We start from the raw sequence: 19,699 nt of genomic DNA on the forward strand, positions 1-19,699 counted from the left end.
GATTCTGTATCGTGTCGATCATAATATGATCTCCGTCGCGGCACTGACCCCTCCCCCCGAGTGCCGCTGACCCTCGCCCCGCAGCGATGCTACCCCCGCGGTATTCGGCCTCCCTCCCCAGAGCCACTACCGACGCATCGCTGGCGGGGCGCTTCCTTTTCTGCGTTCCAAAATAAAGCCTTACAGAACTCTTTTAGAGTTCCGCGGCAAGTCGTGTACCTTGCGCGATAGCTCGTTTGGCGTCCAGTTCGGCGGCGACATCGGCACCTCCGATTACGTGCACGCGCTGTCCGTGGGAGGTCAGTGCGTCCGCGAGACTTCGGTTCGGTTCCTGGCCCGCGCAGATAACGACGTTGTCGACAGGTAGCACCTGCGGCTTGCCGTCGATGGTGATGTGCAGACCCTCGTCATCGAATCGATCATAGGCGACGCCGCCGACCATCGTGACTTTCTTGTTTTTCAACGTCGCGCGATGCACCCACCCGGTGGTTTTGTTCAAGCGCGCGCCAGGACGACCTTCCGAGCGTTGAAGCAGCCAGATCTGTCGTGCGGGAGGCTCAGGTTGCGCGGTTTTCAATCCGCCGCGTTCTTCCAGTGTCATATCCACGCCCCATTCTTGCGTCCATCGCGCGATATCGGTGGTGGGTGAGGGCGCGTGTTCGGTCAGGAATTCCGCAACGTCAAAACCGATGCCGCCTGCACCGATGATCGCAACGCGGTGTCCAGCCAGTTTGTCGTGCGCCAGGATGTCGAGATAACTCAGTACGCGCGAATCATCGCTTCCGGGAAAACTTAGCTTGCGCGGCGTGATACCGGTTGCAATCACGACGTCGTCAAAACGCTGCGCGCGAATCGATTCGGCATTGGCGGTTTCACCTAATTGAATGTGTACGCCGACGTCGGTCAGGCGGTTGCGAAAATAGCGCAACGTCTCCTGAAATTCTTCCTTTCCCGGGATGCGTTTGGCGTAGTTGAACTGACCGCCGATTTGATTCGCTGCATCGATCAACGTGACATCGTGACCGCGTTCGGCAAGTGTTGCTGCGCATGCCATGCCCGCCGGGCCGGCACCGACAACGCCTATGCGCTTGCGCGTTTGAGCGGGCACGATCTTCAATTCGGTTTCATGGCATGCACGGGGGTTGACCATGCAGCTCGCGCGCTGATTCTGAAAGACGTGATCGAGGCATGCCTGGTTGCAGGCAATGCACGTATTGATACGATCGCTGCGATCGGCCTTTGCCTTGACTGCCCATTCCGGATCGGCGAGCAGGGGGCGCGCCATCGACACCATATCAGCTTCACCGCTTGCGATGATCTGCTCAGCCACGTCGGGCATGTTGATGCGATTGGTCGTGATGAGGGGAATGGACACTTCGCCTTTCAACTTCTTCGTGACCCACGCAAAACCTGCGCGGGGCACGCTCGTCACAATTGTCGGCACACGAGCTTCGTGCCAGCCAATACCCGTGTTGATGATGCTGGCACCGGCTGCTTCAATCGCTTTCGCCAGCGTCACGATCTCTTGCCAATCTTGGCCGTTCTCGACGAGATCGAGCATGGACAAGCGATAGATGATGATGAAATCCGGGCCAACGGCCTTGCGCATGCGGCGTACGATTTCCACCGGAAAACGCATGCGACGCGTTGCATCGCCGCCCCATTCGTCGTTGCGCTGATTGGTACGTGCGGCGATGAACTGATTAATCAAATAGCCTTCCGAACCCATGACTTCGACACCGTCATAACCGGCATCTTGTGCCAGCTTGGCACAGCTAACGAAATCGTTGATGGTGCGTTTGACGCCGCGCGCGCTGAGTGCACGAGGTGTGAATGGTGTGATCGGCGATTTGATGCGCGAGGGTGCAACGGACAACGGGTGATAACCGTAACGGCCTGCGTGCAAAATCTGCATGCAGATGCGCCCGCCTTCCGCGTGCACAGCCTGCGTCACTTTACGGTGCCGAGGTTTGTGCCAAGGCATCGTGAGGCGACCGCCGAAGGGCTTCAACCAGCCCTCGATACTAGGTGCTATGCCGCCCGTCACCATCAAGCCCACACCACCGCGCGCGCGTTCGGCGAAATACGCGGCGAGCTTGTCGAAATCGGCGGCTTTGTCTTCCAGCCCGGTATGCATCGATCCCATCAGGATGCGGTTGGGCAAGGTGGCGTTGCCCACTCGGAGCGGGGCGAAGAGATGGGGGTAGTTCATGCGACGACCGTGTTCAAACGATCGTATGAATGTGCCGATTTATCTCTGTGGGCGCAAGTGGCCCATGCGGGTCAGGTGACCCTTACGGCAGCAATTGTCGTACCAGGGAGATGTACTGCCGCATGGCTTCGTCTTGCGGCATGCCCTTCAGTTTTGCCCAGGCTTCCTGCTTGGCGGTACCGATGAAATCGAAGAAACCCGGCTGGCAGCCATGGACATCACCGTCAGAACCCTGTTTGTAGTACGCGTAGAGCTGCAGAAGGGTGTCGTTGTCGGGACGTTCGCCAAACCGCTTGATGTCCCTAGCGGCCTGTTCGAACTCGCTACGGAGATCATTCATGGCGGGTGCTTGCGACGAAACGTCGATGAGTTGAGAGCTGGCTAGCATGTGCTTAGTACCCCATTAAACAAGTTAAGCTAAGCACTTCCCGTGCCATCAGGTCATCCCATGCCCGCGAGTCCGCCTGCGCCCGTACTTACCATCGACGGACCTTCCGGATCAGGCAAAGGCACCATCAGTCGGCTGGTAGCCGAGCATCTGGGCTGGCGTCTGCTTGATTCCGGGGCGTTATACCGGGCAGTGGGCTATGCAGCGGGCATGGCAGGTTTGGACCTGTCCGATGCCGAGGCGGTCACCCGATGCGCGGAGACGACCAAAATCCAGTTCCGCGCGGCGGTTGATAATGGCGAGACCCGCGTCATTGTCAATGGTCATGATGCCACGGATGAGCTCCGGACCGAGACCGCAGGGGCTGCCGCGTCGGCCATTGCCTCGGTCCCTTCGGTCCGCCAAGCCTTGGTAGCGCTGCAGTTGAGCTTCCGCAAGCCGCCCGGGCTGGTGGCCGACGGCCGGGACATGGGCACGGTGATCTTTCCCGATGCCCCGTTCAAGGTGTTCCTCACCGCTAGCGCGGCCGAAAGGGCGAAAAGACGTTATAAGCAGTTGAAGGAAAAGGGGCTAAGCGTTACACTTGCATCCCTTCAGAGCGAAATTGAAGCGCGCGATACCCGCGATGCATCCCGGGCTGTCGCGCCGCTCAAACCCGCCCGCGATGCGGTGTTGGTGGATACCACCGGCATGGGGATCGAGGATGTGGTCGCAAAGGTTTTGACCGTCGTCAAACCGTGAAACGGTTGCGGCGGTATTGGTGCTCCATGTCACGGCATGGGGTTGTGGTCAACGGTGTGAGGAAGCGATTTCCAAATCACCCATAACCGGTGGGCCTCGCCCATGCGCGAATATCCGACGGCGCATGTGCATAAGGGCCTTTTCTTATTTACGGAATCAACATGACTGAAAGTTTTGCCGAGCTGTTTGAACAGAGCCAACAGGCCATCTCCAAGCTGAAGCCGGGCGCCATCGTCACGGGTATCGTTGTGGAAATCCGCAATGACGTCGTCGTGATCAACGCTGGCCTCAAGAGCGAAGGCATCGTCCCGATCGAACAGTTCAAGGACGAGAAGGGCGAGTTGGAAGTGCAGGTGGGTGATGAGGTGAAGGTTGCCCTCGATGCCCTGGAAGACGGCTTCGGCGAGACCAAGCTCTTCCGCGAGAAGGCCAAGCGTTCGATGGTGTGGGACGACCTGGAGCAAGCGTTCGACAAGGAAGAAACCATCACCGGCATGATCTCGGGCAAGGTAAAGGGTGGCTTCACCGTCGACATCAAAGATGTCCGCGCGTTCCTTCCCGGTTCGCTCGTCGACGTTCGTCCGGTGCGCGATCCGGTTTACCTCGAGGGCAAGGCACTCGAATTCAAGATCATCAAGCTCGACCGCAAGCGTAACAACGTTGTGGTCAGCCGCCGCGCTGTTGTCGAGACCGAGTTCTCCGAAGAGCGCGAGAAGCTGCTGGAACGCCTGACCGAAGGCGCAGTGGTGAAGGGCACCGTCAAGAACCTCACCGACTACGGCGCGTTCGTGGATCTGGGTGGTATCGACGGTCTGCTGCACATCACTGATATGGCGTGGAAGCGTGTGCGTCATCCGTCTGAAGTCGTCAACGTCGGCGACGAGCTGGATGTTCGCGTGCTCAAGTACGACCGCGAGCGCAATCGCGTATCGCTGGGTCTGAAGCAGCTGGGCGACGATCCGTGGGTCAACATCTCGCGTCGTTATCCGGTCGGCAGCCGTCTGTTCGGCAAGGTCTCCAACGTCACCGATTACGGTTGCTTTGTTGAGATCGAACCGGGCGTCGAAGGCTTGGTCCACGTGTCCGAAATGGATTGGACCAACAAGAACGTCAATCCGGCCAAGGTTGTGCAGGTTGGCGACGAAACCGAAGTGATGGTGCTGGACGTTGATGAAGAGCGTCGCCGCATCTCGCTGGGTATCAAGCAGACGCGTTCCAATCCGTGGGAAGCGTTCGCAGCGATGCACAAGAAGAACGACAAGGTGTCCGGTCAGATCAAGTCGATCACCGATTTCGGCATCTTCATCGGTCTGGATGGCGGCATCGATGGTCTGGTGCACTTGTCCGACATCTCCTGGCAGGCGTCGGGTGAAGACCTTGTTCGCAACTTCAAGAAGGGCGACGAGATCGAAGCCGTGGTGCTTGCTGTTGATCCGGAGCGTGAACGCATCTCGCTCGGCATCAAGCAGATGGAGCAGGATCCGTTCGGTCATTTCATGGCCGTCCATCCGCGCGGCACCATCGTCAACGGCACCGTGAAGGAAGTTGACGCCAAGGGTGCGGTGATCGATCTGGGTGATGGTGTGGAGGGTTACCTCCGCGCAAACGACATCGCTAAGGAGCGCATCGAAGATGCTACGCAGCATCTGAAGGTGGGCGACAAGGTTGAAGCCAAGTTCACGGGCATGGACCGTAAGGGGCGCCAGTTGTCGCTGTCGATCCGCGCCAAGGATGAGGAAGAGCTGCAAGACGTGATGGCGGAATATTCGTCGGCGTCCGGTGGCACGACCAAGCTTGGTGCGTTGCTCAAAGAGCAGCTCAACAAGGCTGACTAAGCAGTGCTTGCAGTGGGGCGGCGGCAACGCCGCCCCTACTCGTTCCACGTCACGGACATTGGGGACCCATGACCAAATCCGAGCTCATTGAGGCGCTAGCTAGGCGCCAGACCCACCTTGCGTTTGGCGACGTCGAGTTGGCAGTCAAGAACGTCATCGAACAGATGAGTCAGGCCTTGGCTACCGGCGAACGTATCGAAGTACGCGGTTTCGGCAGTTTCGCCCTGCATTACCGTCCGCCACGTATGGGTCGCAATCCCAAAACTGGCGACGCGGTTGCGTTGCCCGGCAAGCATGTACCGCATTTCAAGCCCGGCAAAGAGCTGCGCGAGCGCGTCAACATGCATCTGGAGCACAAGGGCGGTTAAACCGTTTCACGCTCGACACGCACGTATTCCGACAGGCAGGCGACTTATAGTCGACCCTGCCTTTCTTTTTTTTGCGAATGGCGCAGCGCTGACTGCAACTGAATTGACGTGCCGTCATGCCTGTGCCACTCACAGTCAATCAGGTAAAGTTGTGCAATGCGATTGATCGTGACGCTACTACTGCTGTTGTTCATCGCCGGGGGTGTTGTACTCGGGGCTCTCAATGCCGATCTCGTCGGTTATGACCTCGCCTTCGCGCGTGTCCAGGTTCCCAAGGGGGCGGCCTTGCTCGCCGTGCTGGCGCTCGGCTGGGTACTTGGGGGATTGACGGCCTGGCTCGGCGTGACGACCCGACATCGGCGCGAACGACGGCATGCTGCCAAGGCTCCGGGCGCGAAGGTATCAAAGACATCATGAGCGCCTTCTACCCGCTGCTGGCTTTACTCATACCGGCGGCCTTTTTAAGCGGCTGGTGGACAGCCCGGCGTGCCGGTGTGCGCCGTTCGGGCGCGCAGGTCAGCGAGCTATCTTCCGACTACTTCCGTGGCTTGAACTACCTGCTCAACGAGGAACAGGACAAAGCTATCGAGGTATTCCTCAAACTCGCCGAATACAACCGAGACACCGTAGAAACGCACTTAGCATTAGGTAATCTCTTTCGGCGTCGAGGCGAAGTGGACCGCGCGATTCGTCTTCATCAACATTTGGTGTCCCGGCCGGGCTTGTCCGAGGGCATGAAGACTGTTGCCTTGCTTGAGCTTGGCGAAGACTACATGCGTGCCGGTTTGCTTGATCGTGCGGAAGCTTTGTTTTCAGATCTGGTTGCGATGAATGCGCATGCGCCGTCCGCGCTGCGTCATCTGATCGCGATTTATCAGCACGAACGCGACTGGCACAAAGCGATCGAGCATGCGCGTCGTCTCGAAACGATGACAGGGGAAGAAGAAGAAACCACCATCGCGCAGTTCTATTGCGAACTCGCCGAGCAAGCGCGTCAGCATGGCGCGCGCGCGGAAGCGCGCGACTATTTGCAGCATGCATTTGCATGCCAACCCGATTGCGTGCGTGCTTTCATGCTCACGGGGCGTCTGCACGCCGAAGAAGGACAACATGCTGAAGCCGTCGACGTTTACGAACGCGCGGTCGACGCGGACATCGCCTTCGTGCCCGAAATTTTGCCGCCGCTGCTCGACAGCTATGCGCGCTCCGGCCAAATGGAACGCGCAGAGCGCTTCCTGCGCGACATTCTTGCGCGTTATCACGGTATTTCGCCGGTTCTAGCATTGACGCACCTCTATGAGCAGCGCGATGGCGAAAAACCTGCGATCGAATTTCTTACTTCGCAATTGCGTCAGCGTCCCTCTGTGCGCGGTCTGATGGCCCTGATCGATGCAACGATGGACAAGATCGAGGGAGAAGCGCGCGAGAATTTCCTGATCCTTCGCGACCTCACACACAAGTTGCTCGAAGGGCAGGCGATGTACCGCTGCAGCCATTGCGGCTTCGGGACGAAAGCGCATCACTGGCAGTGCCCCAGTTGCAAAGGTTGGAGCACGATCAGGCCGATTCACGGTGTGGCCAATGAGTGATGCTGTCGTGGCTACGCTCGCCCCGATTGCACTTTACGTACTGATTGCTTTTCTTCTGGCTCTGGGCGTAGTGCGAGCAGCGATTGCTTACGCGCATCGCCGTGGCATGTTCGATCAACCCGGTCAGCGGCGCTCGCACAAGGTGCCGACGCCACGCGGTGGCGGTATCGGCATTATTGTCGCGGTCGTTTTGACGGTGCCTTTGTGTCTGCTGTCGGTCCAACCTGCGTGGCCGATGCATACCGTCATTGCATTGATCGTCGCAGTCGTGATGATTGCGTGGATTGGATGGTGGGACGACCATAGCTCGTTGCCCGCGCTTCCACGGTTTGGTGTGCAAGTTCTTGCCGTCGCCATTTTTTGCGTCGCACTGCTCATGGACGGACCCGCCTGGTTCTGGCTGCCGCTGCTCGTTTTGGCGGGGGCATGGAGCATCAATCTGCATAACTTCATGGACGGTATTGACGGCCTTTTGGCCCAGCAGGGCATCTTTGTAGCCTGTGGCATGGCCGTACCGGCGTGGCTCGCTGGCCAGCCAGCACTAGCCGGCGCATCGGCCTGCATCGCAGCGGCATGCCTGGGGTTTTGGTGCTTCAATCGCTCACCAGCCCGCATTTTCATGGGTGATGTAGGTAGCGGCAGTCTAGGTCTGTTTGTTTTTGCGATGGTCGCCATGCTCTGGAAGGCGAGCTGGTCACTGGTTTGGGCCTCTCTGATCCTCAGTTCAGCCTTTGTGTCGGATGCGACCCTTACTCTTCTTACACGAATTCTGCGCCGGCGCCGCTGGTACACTGCCCATCGCGAACATCTGTACCAATGGATTGTGCGCAGGGGGCATACACATGCTGTGGGAGCGGCGTGGTATTTCGGGTGGAATCTGTTTGTAGCGGCGCCCTTTGCAGCATGGGCGTTCGAACAACCAGGGATGGGGCTAATCGCTTGCGTCCTCACTTATTCGATCGCTACGGCAGTTTGGCTCGTCGCTAAACGTCGTTTCATCCGGCGAGATCGATACAAGGTTCGGCATGTCCATACGTAAACTAGTAGGCGTTGTTCACCCGCGAGTGGCCGTGGTCGCCCACGACCTGCTGGTCACAGCACTTGCCTGGTGGGTAGCCAAGGAACTTCGCTACGCCATCGATCCGCAACTTCCGGTCACGTTCGGGCTCTTCGAATTTCCGATCGTGCTGTTTGTCCAGGGGCTGATCTACGCGTGGACCGGGTTATACAAAGGCGTATGGCGATTCGCCAGCCTTCCTGATCTATGGAATATCTTGCGCGCCGCCATCGTCGGCACGGTGGCCATCGGTGTCGCGCTATTCCTGTATGGACGTCTGGAAGGTGTGCCCCGTTCCGTATTGCTGTTGTATCCGTTCATACTCGCGCTGTTCCTTGGCACCCCGCGTCTTGCGTACCGATTCTGGAAAGACAGTCGCATTGATCTTTTCATGAACGCCAAAACTCAGCGCGTGCTGATCGTCGGTGCGGATCGTGCCGGCGAAGCGCTCGCGCGGGATCTACATCGCGACAGTCGTTATGTCGTAGTTGGATTCGTAGACGATCAGCGTTCGCTGCGCGGTGCTCGCATTAACGGCAAACCCGTGCTGGGCACTCTGGACCAACTTCCGGATGTCGCCAAGGAAGCCGCCGTACAAATGCTTTTGATCGCGTTGCCCGGCGCAAGTGCACGGCAGATGCGACATGTCGTCGATCTGTGTGATCGCACGGGTTTGCCTTATCGCACTGTGCCCAAGCTGGAAGACGTCGTAGCGGGACGTGCCCAGTTCAACCAGATCAAGGAAGTGTCGATCGAGGACTTGCTGGGCCGCGACGCCGTGGAACTGGATTGGACACGCATTCGCGAAACGTTGACGGGCCGTCGCGTGCTGGTGACAGGTGGCGGTGGCTCCATCGGTTCGGAACTTTGCCGTCAGATGGCTCGCCTGGGTGTCCATGCGCTGACCATCGTAGAATCCAGCGAATACAACCTGTATCAGATTTCGCAGGAACTGCGTGCCGCTTATCCCGAGCTTCTGCTCAACAGCGTGCTTGCCGATTGCGGTGATCCCATTGCCATGCGCCGCCTGTTTACAGATGTACGGCCGCAGGTGGTGTTCCATGCGGCGGCGTATAAACATGTGCCCATGTTGCAGGGACAGTTGCGCACCGCTGTTCGAAACAACGTGCTGGCAACACGCAACGTGGCCGATCTCGCACACGAAACGCGTGTCGAGTGTTTCGTGCTTATCTCCACGGATAAAGCAGTCAATCCCACCAGCGTGATGGGTGCCTGCAAACGAATTGCCGAAATCTGGTGCCAGAATCTCAATGCAAGCTCCGGTACCCACTTCATCACCGTACGATTCGGCAACGTACTTGATTCGGCCGGATCGGTTGTGCCCCTGTTCCGTCAGCAGATTGGTTCGGGCGGTCCGGTGACCGTGACGCACCCGGAAATCTCGCGTTACTTCATGACCATTCCGGAAGCTACGCAACTCATTTTGCAGGCGGCGGCCCTTGGCAAGGGCGGCGAGATTTTTGCGCTGGATATGGGCGAGCCGGTGAAAATCCGCGACCTTGCCGAGCAGATGATTCGTCTTGCTGGCAAGAAGCCCGGTACCGAGATACCCATTGTCTACACCGGTTTGCGTTCCGGCGAAAAACTGTTCGAAGAGCTGTTCCATCCGCTGGAGAACTACAGCGCGACCGCTCACAACAAGATATTCCTTGCGCAGCACCGACCCGTGTCGTGGGATTTGCTGCAAGTACAGATGACAAGGGCTGCCGACGCAGTGCGCAGTTACGATGAAGAAGAATTGAGGCGCTGTGTCTCCAACCTGCTTCCGTCCTTTTGCTGGACCGATGTGGCGCAGCCGGACAACGTGATCTCGATTCGTCGCAATGAAATGGGAGAGAAGTGAGTGAGCAAGCCGTTGCGCAAGGTGGTATTCCCGGTTGCCGGTCTTGGCACTCGTTTTCTGCCCGCCACCAAGGTTGTCGCCAAAGAAATGCTCCCGGTACTGGACAAGCCGCTTATCCAGTACGCGGTCGATGAGGCGGTCGACGCCGGTGCCGATACGCTGATCTTTGTCACCAATCGCTACAAGCACGCCATCGCCGATTATTTCGACAAGGCTTATGAGCTTGAAGCGAAGTTGCAGGAAAAGGGCAAGGACGAGCTGCTGGCGCTGGTGCAAGGCACGCTTCCTAAACACGTGCGCGCGATTTTCGTGACCCAGCCCGAGGCGCTGGGTCTAGGCCACGCTGTGCTTTGCGCGAAACCCGTAGTGGGCGATGAGCCGTTTGGCGTCGTGCTCCCCGATGACCTGATCTGGAATCAGGGCAAGGGCGCTTTGCGCCAGATGGCCGAACTGGGCGACGTAGAAAACGCCGGCGTCATTGCGGTGGAAGAAGTGCCGCACGACCAGACCGACAAATACGGCATCGTCGATGCCGAACCCATCGACAGCCGAAGCGCACGTATCCGCTTCATGGTCGAGAAGCCCAAGCCTGCCGATGCGCCTTCCAATCTGGCGGTGGTCGGCCGTTACGTGCTACCCGGGCGCATCTTCCAGCTACTCGAACAGACCACGCCTGGCGCTGGCGGCGAGATACAGTTGACGGACGCCATCGAGGCGCTTTTGAAGGAACAGGGCAAGGTACTTGCCTATCGTTTCGAGGGCACGCGGTTTGACTGCGGGAACAAAGCCGGCCTGGTGCGCGCCACCATGCATATGGCCATGCAGGACCCCGTGCTCGCCAAAGTCGTTCAAGAGTTCAAGTCGCACTGACCGCTGGCTTGGCGCCGAGCCCGGCGCCTACTATTTTTTTCGTCATGCTTCTGCCCGGGGCCGTATAGCCGTGCCAGAATCCTGACGGCAAGCTGCCATTTTCAATGAGCAGTATGTGCATGGGGAATCCTATTCGTAGTGGTTCATGCCTGCCGGCGTGAGCCTTCCCTATAGCTGAGCGAACGCCGCGGCGTGCAAAACGCCGAGGTCACACACGGATTGAAAATCGGAAGGCATTATGGATTTGCTGCGTTTTCTGCTTATGCTGCCCGTGCGTTTCGTGCGCGGTGTGCTGAACGCCTTGGGCTGGATACTGGCGCCGCTGGTTGGCAACGTCGCCTGGTCTGCCCCGACGTGGATGCACGTCGTGCGGCGACATCCCTTGCGCTCCGCTTCGGCCGTTCTGGCGGCGGTTCTAGTGGCCGCAGGCGGCTGGTACGGGTGGCAGTGGTACAAGCATCGCCCGCGGCCGCCCGAACCGATACGCATCACGTGGCAAATCAATGCGCCTGCGATAACCGATTACGCTAAGCTGCCGCTGGTCGTCCAGCCGCTTGAAGTTGATTTTTCGGCATCCGCAGCACCGATTGAGCTGGTCGGCAAGCAGGTCGCCACCGGCATCACCATGCAGCCCGATACCAAGGGGCAATGGACATGGGTGGATGACCGGACCTTGCGCTTTACGCCAGCCGCCGACTGGCCCGTGGGGCAGCATTACAAGGTTCGCTTCGATATCCTGCAAGCGTTCGCGCATCATGTGCTGCTCGCGGACGATCACTTCGAATTCGATACGCAGCCATTTTCGGCCACGCTCGGTCGCGGCGAGTTTTATCAGGACCCGCAAGACCCGACGGCCAAGAAAACCATCATCCCCGTCAATTTCAACTATCCAGTCGATAGCGCGCAATTCGAAAAGCGCATCGAACTGGCGCTGGATGGGCAAAGTGGTAAGGCCTCCACTCCACTCAAGTTCAGCGTTACTTACGATCAGTACAAGTTGCACGCATGGATTCATTCGCAGCCGCTGGATTTGCCACGCGACGATGGTTCGGTGTCGCTGAAGCTCGATAGTGGCGTACAGAGCTCGCGCGGTGGCGAGGGCACCAACGCGGATCAAAGCGCCAGCGTCCGTGTGCCCGGTCTATATAGCCTGAGCATTCAGGACATCAGTCCAACGTTGGTTGATAACGACAAGTACGAACCCGAACAGGTGATGGTCGTCAACCTAAACGGTGCCGTGCGCGACAGCGATCTGGCACGTCTGGTTCATGCATGGGTGTTGCCCGCGCACAAGCCGGGCGTCGACAGTCCCGATGACAGCCAATACGACTGGAGCACGGGCGAAGTTGGTGTAGACACGTTGCGCAAGTCGCAAGAGCTTCCGTTGGAAGTCGTACCCACCGAAAACGACTATCAGGAATTGCAGAGCTTCAAGTTCCACGCCGATCCCGGTCAGCGCATCTATGTGCGTGTCGACAAGGGATTGAAGTCCTTTGGCGGATACATCCTTGGCGCGCCAGCGGTACAAATCGTCACCGTGCCCGACTATCCGAAACTGTTGCACTTCATGGCAGATGGCTCGCTGCTTTCGCTCAGCGGCAGCAAGCGCATTTCTGTCGTATCGCGCAACATGACCGGCATGCGGCTGGAAGTTGGACGCGTGCTGCCGGATCAGTTGCAGCATCTGGTCAGCCTCAATCAGGGCAACTACAGCCATCCGCAGCTTATCTACGGATTCGGTGAAGAACACATCGTCGACCGTTATGAGGTCAAGCGCGCGTTTCCTACCGGCGATCCTGCGCATGCGCACTACGAGGGCGTGGATCTTGGTCAATACCTCCAGGAAGGCAAGCGCGGTGTATTCCTTTTGCATCTGTACGACTTCGATCCTGCCACGGAAAAGAAACAGGCTGACGAAGCCGCAAAAGCCAAGGCTTTCGCGAAGCAGGGCATTGCACCGCCACCTACCGGCGCGCAACCGGACCCTGATGCATCGAGCGACGATAACAGCGCAGACGACTCCAACAACACAGCCGAAGATAGCCGCCTGATTGTCGTGACGGATCTTGGCATGCTGGTGAAGCGTGCGCTGGATGGCAGTCAGGATGTCTTCGTGCAGTCCATTCGTACCGGCCAACCCGTTGCAGGCGCCGACGTCTCCGTGCTCGCCGTCAATGGACAGACGTTGTTCACTGAGACAACGGGCGCCGACGGCATGGTGCATTTTCCGACCTTCAAGGGGCTGGACCGTGAAAAGCAACCCTCGCTGTATGTGGTCAAGAAAGCCGACGATCTTTCCTTTCTGCCCGTAGGCGGCAGCGACAGGCAGCTCGATTACTCGCGCTTCGACATTGGCGGCGAAGCCAGTGCAGTGAATCCGGGTACGTTGTCCGGTTACCTGTTCTCCGATCGCGGGATCTATCGCCCTGGCGATGACATCCATATCGGCTTGATCGTCAGAGCCGCAAGTTGGGTGCGGGATGTGGCGGGCATTCCGCTACAGGCGGAAGTCGTCGATCCGCGCGGTGTGACCGTCAAGCAAATTCCGTTGAAGATGGATGACTCCGGCTTTGGCGAGTTGATGTATACGCCATCCGAAACAGCGCCGACTGGTACGTGGACGGTCAACCTGTACATCGTGCGCGATGGTAAGGCAGATACGCAGATCGGCAATACCACGGTTCAGGTGAAGGAATTCCTGCCCGATCGCATGAAGGTCGAAGCGAAGCTGTCGAGCCAGGTGACCGAGGGCTGGGTCAAACCCGATGGCCTGAAAGGTATCGTCGACGCACAGAATCTGTTTGGCACACCGGCGGCCAATCGTCGTGTGGAAGCATCGCTCACGTTGCGTCCCGCATGGCCCGCGTTCCACAGCTGGCCTGACTATCACTTCTACGACGTCCATCGTGCGAAGGATGGTTACGACGAAGCCTTGCAGGACGGCAAGACCGACGACAACGGTCATGCCCAGTTCGACCTGGATTTGAAGAAGTACGCGGATGCCACCTATCAGCTGTACTTCCTCGTCAAGGCGCACGAGCCCGATGGCGGCCGCAGCGTGGCTGCCGCAACGCAAAGCCTCGTGTCCAGCAACGATTGGCTGGTGGGTTATCGCAGCGACGATGACCTCGACTATGTCGATCGCAACGCCGTGCGTAAAGTGCATTTGGTCGCGATCGACCCGCAGGCGAAGTCGATCAAGCTGGATGGTTTGAAAGCGCAGCTGATCGAGCGCCGTTACGTGTCCGTGCTCACCAAGCAGGATTCGGGCGTTTACAAATATCAATCGCGTCTCAAGGAAATCCCGGTCAACGAACAGCCGCTGCTGATTCCTGCGGGCGGCCTCGATTACACGTTACCCACCGACAAGGCGGGCAACTATGCATTGGTGATTCTGCGCGGTAGTGATCGCATCGAAGTCAATCGCGTGAGCTATTCGGTGGCCGGCGATGCCAATCTGTCACGCTCACTCGATCGCAATGCCGAGCTGCAGCTGAGTCTGGAAAAGCCGGATTACAAGCCCGGCGATACGGTGAATATTTCCATCCATGCACCGTATGTGGGTAGCGGGCTGATCACCATTGAGCGCGACAAGGTCTACGCGCATGCGTGGTTCCATGCCGACACCACAAGCTCCGTTCAACAGATAACGATTCCCAAGGACTTCGAGGGTAACGGCTACATCAACGTGCAATTCATCCGCGATCCGTCCTCGGATGAAATTTTCATGAGCCCGCTGAGTTACGGTGTCGTGCCGTTCTCGGTGAATCTGGATGCGCGCCGCGATCCGATCACGGTGGAGTCGCCCAATGTGGTGAAACCAGGCGATACGGTCACCTTCAAGTTGCATGCGGATCATCCCGCGAAAGCCGTTGTCTTTGCAGTAGATGAAGGCATCCTGCAGGTGGCGCACTACAAGCTCGGCGATCCGCTGACGTACTTCTTCCGCAAGAAGATGTTGGAGGTGCAGACATCGCAGATCCTCGATCTCATCCTGCCGGACTTTGAAAAGTTGATGGCAAGCGCGGCTGCGCCAGGCGGCGATGCCGATGCCGCTATCGGCAAACAACTGAATCCGTTCAAGCGCAAGCGCGACAAGCCGGTAGTGTTCTGGTCGGGCATTGTCGATATCGACGGCGAGAAAGACTTCACGTACACCGTGCCGGACTATTTCAACGGCAAGTTGCGCGTGATGGCGGTCGCGGTCTCGCAGGATCGTGTGGGCACCTACGAAGGCGCGACGACGGTGCGCGGCGACTTTGTGCTGTCGCCAAACGTACCCACGACGCTGGCTCCTGGCGATCAAGTGGATATCAGCGTTGGCGTTGCCAACAATCTCACGGGGCTGGGCGGTAAGCAGGTGCCTGTCGCCGTGACGCTGAAAACCGGTCCGCGGTTGCAAGTGGTCGGGTCGCCGACGCAAAACGTAAGCCTCGCCGAAATGCGCGAGGGTGTCGTGAAATTCCGCGTCAAGGCAACAGATCAACTTGGCTCGGGGCACATGGCCTTCACCGCGGCCTATGGCGACAAATCGGCCAGTCAGGCGGTAGATGTGTCGGTACGGCCGGCGTCTGCGTATCGCACCCAGGTCGATGTTGGCCAGGTTGCTACGCGCAGCCAGATCGACACAGTCGCGCTCAGGCCGATGTACGATGCCTACGCAACGCGCGATGCGGCCATCTCGCCATTGCCCGTCGTGTTGGCGCAGGGCATCACCAGCTATCTGGTCAACTACCAGAACTATTGCAGTGAGCAGATCGTGAGCGCGGCGATGCCCCGTCTCATCATGGACAAGTGGCCACAGGTTCCGGTGTTCAGCCATGTCCTGCAACCCGTCTTTGCCGAAAAGAAAATCAGCAACGCCGAGGCGGTCTCGAAGCTTCTGGACGTGTTGCATTCGCGTCAGAATAGCGAGGGCGGATTTGGGCTGTGGTCGGCGACGCCTGATTCGGAACCGTTTGTCTCCAACTACGCCATGAATTTCATGCTGGAGGCGCGCGATCACGGCACGCCGGTTCCGCAGGATATGCTCGATGCAGGTAACAAGTACCTGCAGCAGCTCGCCAACGACAACGGCATGGATTCGCTGGATTTACTGCGTCAGCGTGCTTATGCCGCGTATCTGTTGACGCGTCAGGGCAACGTCACCACCAATGCCTTGGCATCGATCCAGAAGCGCTTGCAAGATGCCTATCCGCAAGATTGGCAGAACGATCTTGCGGCGGCATGGTTGGCTGCGTCGTACAAACTGCTCAAGCAGGATGACGAAGCCAATCGTTTGATGGCTGGCCCCGAGAAAGCGCTAGTGCGCTCGGAGGCAAGCGAGAAGTACTTCTACAGTTACTACTACGATCCGCTTGTTCGCGACGCCACGGTGCTTTACTTGCTTTCCAAGCACTTCCCCGATCGCGTCAAGGCGCTTCCGCCTCGCGTCTTCGAAAACCTCGCGTGGCCGCTGGCACACGATGACTACAACACGCTGTCGTCATCGATGACCATTCTTGCGCTGGACAGCTACGCCAGTCAGACCTCGGGAGAATTGGACAAGCTGGGTATCCAGGAAGTGCATGCGGACGGAAGCGCCAAAACCATTTCCAGCATCCAGGGCAATCTGCTCCAGGCCGGAAGCTGGGATGCCTCCGCCAGCAAATTGCGCTTTATCAATCAAAGCACGTTGCCTGCGTGGCACGTCGTCAGTCAGGGTGGGTACGACAGCCGGCAGCCATCGGAAGCCATCAAGAATGGCATTGAGGTCATACGCGATTACACCGATGACCAAGGCAAGGCTGTCGATAGCGTAACCGTTGGCCAAGAGATCAACGTGCACGTTCGCATTCGTGCCACGGGTGATGATGGCGTCGGCAATGTGGCGGTCGTGGATTTGCTGCCGGGTGGTTTTGAACCGGTCATCGAACCGCCGCCAGTAGCCAATGGTCAGCAAAATGCCGACAACAACAGTGGCGACAACAACGGCGGCGATAACACCGGCAGCGACGCTGGCGATAACGGCAACAGCGATTCGGGCAATGGCAATCCACCGCCGACTCCGGCATGGCGCTCGACGATTGGATTGCCGCAGTCGACGTGGCAGCTCGATTACGCGGACATTCGCGAAGACCGTGTGGTGATCTACGGCACGGCGACGCCGGACGTGCACGAGTTCGTCTATCGCATTCGCGCAACCAACGCGGGCAAGTTTGTCGTGCCACCTGCGTATGCCGAGTCGATGTACGACCGATCCATCCAGGCGCGTTCCGCCGGTGGTGCAGCTTTGACCGTGGTAGATAAGCCTTAAGCAGGCAGGCGCCCTCTCTTCGGATGGAGAGGGCGCTTTACGCACGCATCGCAAACATGCTAACCGTCATTCGCACTTCGCTGAAAACTGTCACGCGCTGGATCCTGCGCTGGCAGAACTGGTTGGTGGGCGCAGCGCTTGTTTTTGGTCTGCTCGTGGGCTGTCGCCTATGGCCGCATCGACCATTGCGTGGTTGGTTTCCTTCATCGACGGCTGTTTATGATGACAAGGGTCGATTGCTGCGATTGACGCTTTCAAGCGATCAGCAATATCGCTTGTGGGTGCCGCTGAAGGACATCTCGCCTCAGCTGGTTCAGGGTGTTTTGCTGCATGAGGATCGATGGTACGCGTGGCATCCTGGTTTCAATCCCTACGGTTTGCTGCGCGGTGCGTGGGTGACGTATGTACGTCATGGCGCGCCACAGGGTGGTTCAACCATCACGATGCAACTGGCGCGGCTGTTGTGGGGCCTAAACACCCGCACGCCGATGGGAAAACTTCGCCAGCTGGGCAGGGCAGTGCAGCTGGAGCTCTTTTATTCCAAGCGCGAGATACTTGAGGCTTACCTCAACGATGCGCCTTATGGCGCCAATGTCCAGGGTGCTGGTACGGCCAGTCTCGTTTATTTCGGCAAGCAGGCAAACCAGCTGACACTGCCCGAGGCATTGACGCTCGTCGTTATTCCGCAAGATCCATCACGTCGTCTGCAAGCGGGACAAAGCGCATCCAACGACGCGTTGGTCAGTCGCGGTGTGACGGATGCACGAAACCGTCTCTATGACGCATGGGTTAACAAGTATCCGCAGGATGCGTCGTGGAAACCGCTCTTTGCACTACCGTTGACGCTCCGACCACTCAACCGCTTGCCGTTTGAAGCACCGCATGCCGTGGAACAAGCGTTGGTCAGCCAGCAAGTCAGCGACGATAGCGGCAATCCGATCTTGCCAACGACGATCGATCTTGATCTGCAAAAAAGTGTGCAGCGTCAGATCGCGTTATACGTCAAGCGCAATGCGTCTCGCGGCATCAACAACGCATCGGCGATTCTGGTCGATACGCGCGATATGAGCATCAAAGCTATGGTCGGCTCGGCCAACTATCGCGATGCGTCCATCCAAGGGCAGGTCAACGGAACATTGGCGAAACGTTCACCCGGTTCGACGCTCAAGCCATTTATCTACGCACTGGGTTTCGATCAAGGCGTCCTGCAACCGCAGACCGTGTTGCGCGATGTGCCGACGGCATTTGGTCCTTACACGCCTGAAAACTTTGACGGCCATTTTCTCGGACCGATCACTGCAACACAGGCGCTGATTCGAAGTCGCAACATCCCGGCCGTGTGGGTGGCGTCACAACTTCACCAGCCGAGTCTTTACGACTTCCTGCAGCAAAGCGGTATCAGCCGATTGGCGAGCGAGCAGCACTACGGTCTTTCGCTCGTGCTGGGTGGTGGCGAGGTCAGCATGCAGGAACTGGCAGGTCTCTATGCGATGCTAGCCAACCAGGGCGTATTGCGCCCACTGCGTTTGCGTGCCGATGAGCCCCAAGTGACAGGCACACACATGCTGAGCGAAGAGGCCACCTTCATGGTGATGGATATTCTTCGGCAGAATCCTCGACCCGATGACGCCGTAGGCATGCAATCCATGCGCATGCCGGTGTATTGGAAGACGGGTACATCATGGGCGTTTCGCGATGCGTGGACGGCGGGTAATGTTGGTCCGTACACGCTAGTGGTGTGGGTAGGGAACTTCGACGGCAGCGGCAACCCCGCGTTCGTTGGCGTCGATACGGCAGCACCGTTGTTCTTCCAGATTATCGATGCGCTGCATGCCGAACACGTACCGATGGGTGAACCCATTCGGCATATGCCGGCCAATCTCAAGCGCGTGCAGATTTGTCTGGCCAGCGGAAATCTGCCGACGCAATGGTGCCCGCAGAAGGGCATGACGTGGTTTATTCCCGGCAAGTCGCCGATCAAGGTCGATGACATCTATCGCCCGGTTGTCATCGACGATGCGACGGGGAATGCGGCCTGTCCACCGTACGACGGCAAGCACACGCACGTGGAGGTCTACGAATTCTGGCCATCCGATCTTCAGCGTGTTTTCCAGCAGGCGGGTATGCCTCGCCGCGCGCCACCGACCAATCCGGCTTGCCAAGGTGGACAGCGTATTGACGGCGGTGCGCCCAGCATTACGTCACCCCTGCGCGGCAGCACTTACACCCTGCGTCTGAAACAGTTGGACGAGGAACGCATTCCGTTTACCGCGACCAGCGATGCCGATGCGCATTCGCTTTACTGGTTTGTGGACGACGCTTATGTCGGCCGCAGTTCCCCAAACGAATTGATGTACTGGCAACCACATAGCGCAGGGCGCTACACCATACGCGTGGTAGACGATCATGGCCGAGCCGACCAGCGGCTTCTGGACATCAATCTGGTCGACTGAGCCCTACAGCGCAGTTCCGCGCTATGC

Annotated in this window: 11 protein-coding genes and 1 pseudogene; 10 read left to right on the forward strand and 2 right to left on the reverse strand. The window is 58.4% G+C overall.

Annotated elements, in window-relative coordinates:
* Positions 1 to 193: 193 nt before the first annotated feature.
* Both VK725_RS01905 and VK725_RS01910 read right to left on the reverse strand, forming a co-directional pair.
* Positions 194 to 2,212: an NADPH-dependent 2,4-dienoyl-CoA reductase gene (locus tag VK725_RS01905; RefSeq protein WP_325316368.1), complete on the reverse strand. Its 2,019-nt coding sequence runs from the start codon at positions 2,210 to 2,212 to the stop codon at positions 194 to 196.
* Positions 2,213 to 2,294: 82 nt separating this feature from the next.
* Entirely contained in the window at positions 2,295 to 2,552 is a 258-nt protein-coding gene (locus tag VK725_RS01910) for an acyl-CoA-binding protein (protein ID WP_325316369.1), read from the reverse strand.
* Positions 2,553 to 2,660: 108 nt separating this feature from the next.
* On the opposite strand from VK725_RS01910, the gene cmk reads away from it, so the two are divergent.
* The 10 genes and pseudogenes from cmk (at position 2,661) to pbpC (ending at position 19,672) form a co-directional block, all read left to right on the forward strand.
* Positions 2,661 to 3,341 (forward strand): (d)CMP kinase, encoded by a 681-nt coding sequence (gene cmk / locus VK725_RS01915; protein ID WP_325316370.1) that lies wholly within the window; start codon positions 2,661 to 2,663, stop codon positions 3,339 to 3,341.
* Positions 3,342 to 3,502: 161 nt separating this feature from the next.
* A complete protein-coding gene (gene rpsA / locus VK725_RS01920) occupies positions 3,503 to 5,176 on the forward strand; it encodes a 30S ribosomal protein S1 (RefSeq protein ID WP_325316371.1) in 1,674 nt (557 codons plus the stop codon).
* 41 nt (positions 5,177 to 5,217) lie between these two features.
* Positions 5,218 to 5,544: pseudogene (locus VK725_RS01925) on the forward strand (integration host factor subunit beta); the annotation flags it as partial.
* Between the two features lie 156 nt (positions 5,545 to 5,700).
* Complete coding sequence (locus tag VK725_RS01930) at positions 5,701 to 5,961, forward strand: DUF1049 domain-containing protein (protein ID WP_325316372.1); 261 nt, start codon at positions 5,701 to 5,703, stop codon at positions 5,959 to 5,961.
* Positions 5,958 to 7,133 (forward strand): lipopolysaccharide assembly protein LapB, encoded by a 1,176-nt coding sequence (lapB, locus tag VK725_RS01935; RefSeq protein WP_325316373.1) that lies wholly within the window; start codon positions 5,958 to 5,960, stop codon positions 7,131 to 7,133. Before VK725_RS01930 ends, lapB begins: the two co-directional genes overlap by 4 nt.
* Entirely contained in the window at positions 7,126 to 8,172 is a 1,047-nt protein-coding gene (locus VK725_RS01940; protein WP_325316374.1) for a glycosyl transferase family 4, read from the forward strand. The genes lapB and VK725_RS01940 overlap by 8 nt, the downstream gene beginning before the upstream one ends.
* Positions 8,159 to 10,054, forward strand: a complete 1,896-nt coding sequence (locus tag VK725_RS01945) for a nucleoside-diphosphate sugar epimerase/dehydratase (protein ID WP_325316375.1) — start codon at positions 8,159 to 8,161, stop codon at positions 10,052 to 10,054. The genes VK725_RS01940 and VK725_RS01945 overlap by 14 nt, the downstream gene beginning before the upstream one ends.
* Entirely contained in the window at positions 10,055 to 10,924 is an 870-nt protein-coding gene (gene galU, locus VK725_RS01950) for a UTP--glucose-1-phosphate uridylyltransferase GalU (protein WP_325316376.1), read from the forward strand. It begins immediately after the preceding gene.
* A 238-nt stretch (positions 10,925 to 11,162) separates the two neighbouring features.
* On the forward strand, positions 11,163 to 17,219 hold the full coding sequence (locus tag VK725_RS01955) for an MG2 domain-containing protein (protein WP_325316377.1): 6,057 nt from the start codon (positions 11,163 to 11,165) through the stop codon (positions 17,217 to 17,219).
* A gap of 56 nt (positions 17,220 to 17,275) precedes the next feature.
* A complete protein-coding gene (gene pbpC, locus VK725_RS01960; RefSeq protein WP_325316378.1) occupies positions 17,276 to 19,672 on the forward strand; it encodes a penicillin-binding protein 1C in 2,397 nt (798 codons plus the stop codon).
* Positions 19,673 to 19,699: the final 27 nt, after the last annotated feature.

This window comes from Dyella sp. (assembly GCF_035486915.1).
In the GTDB taxonomy this organism is placed as follows: Bacteria; Pseudomonadota; Gammaproteobacteria; order Xanthomonadales; family Rhodanobacteraceae; genus Dyella_B.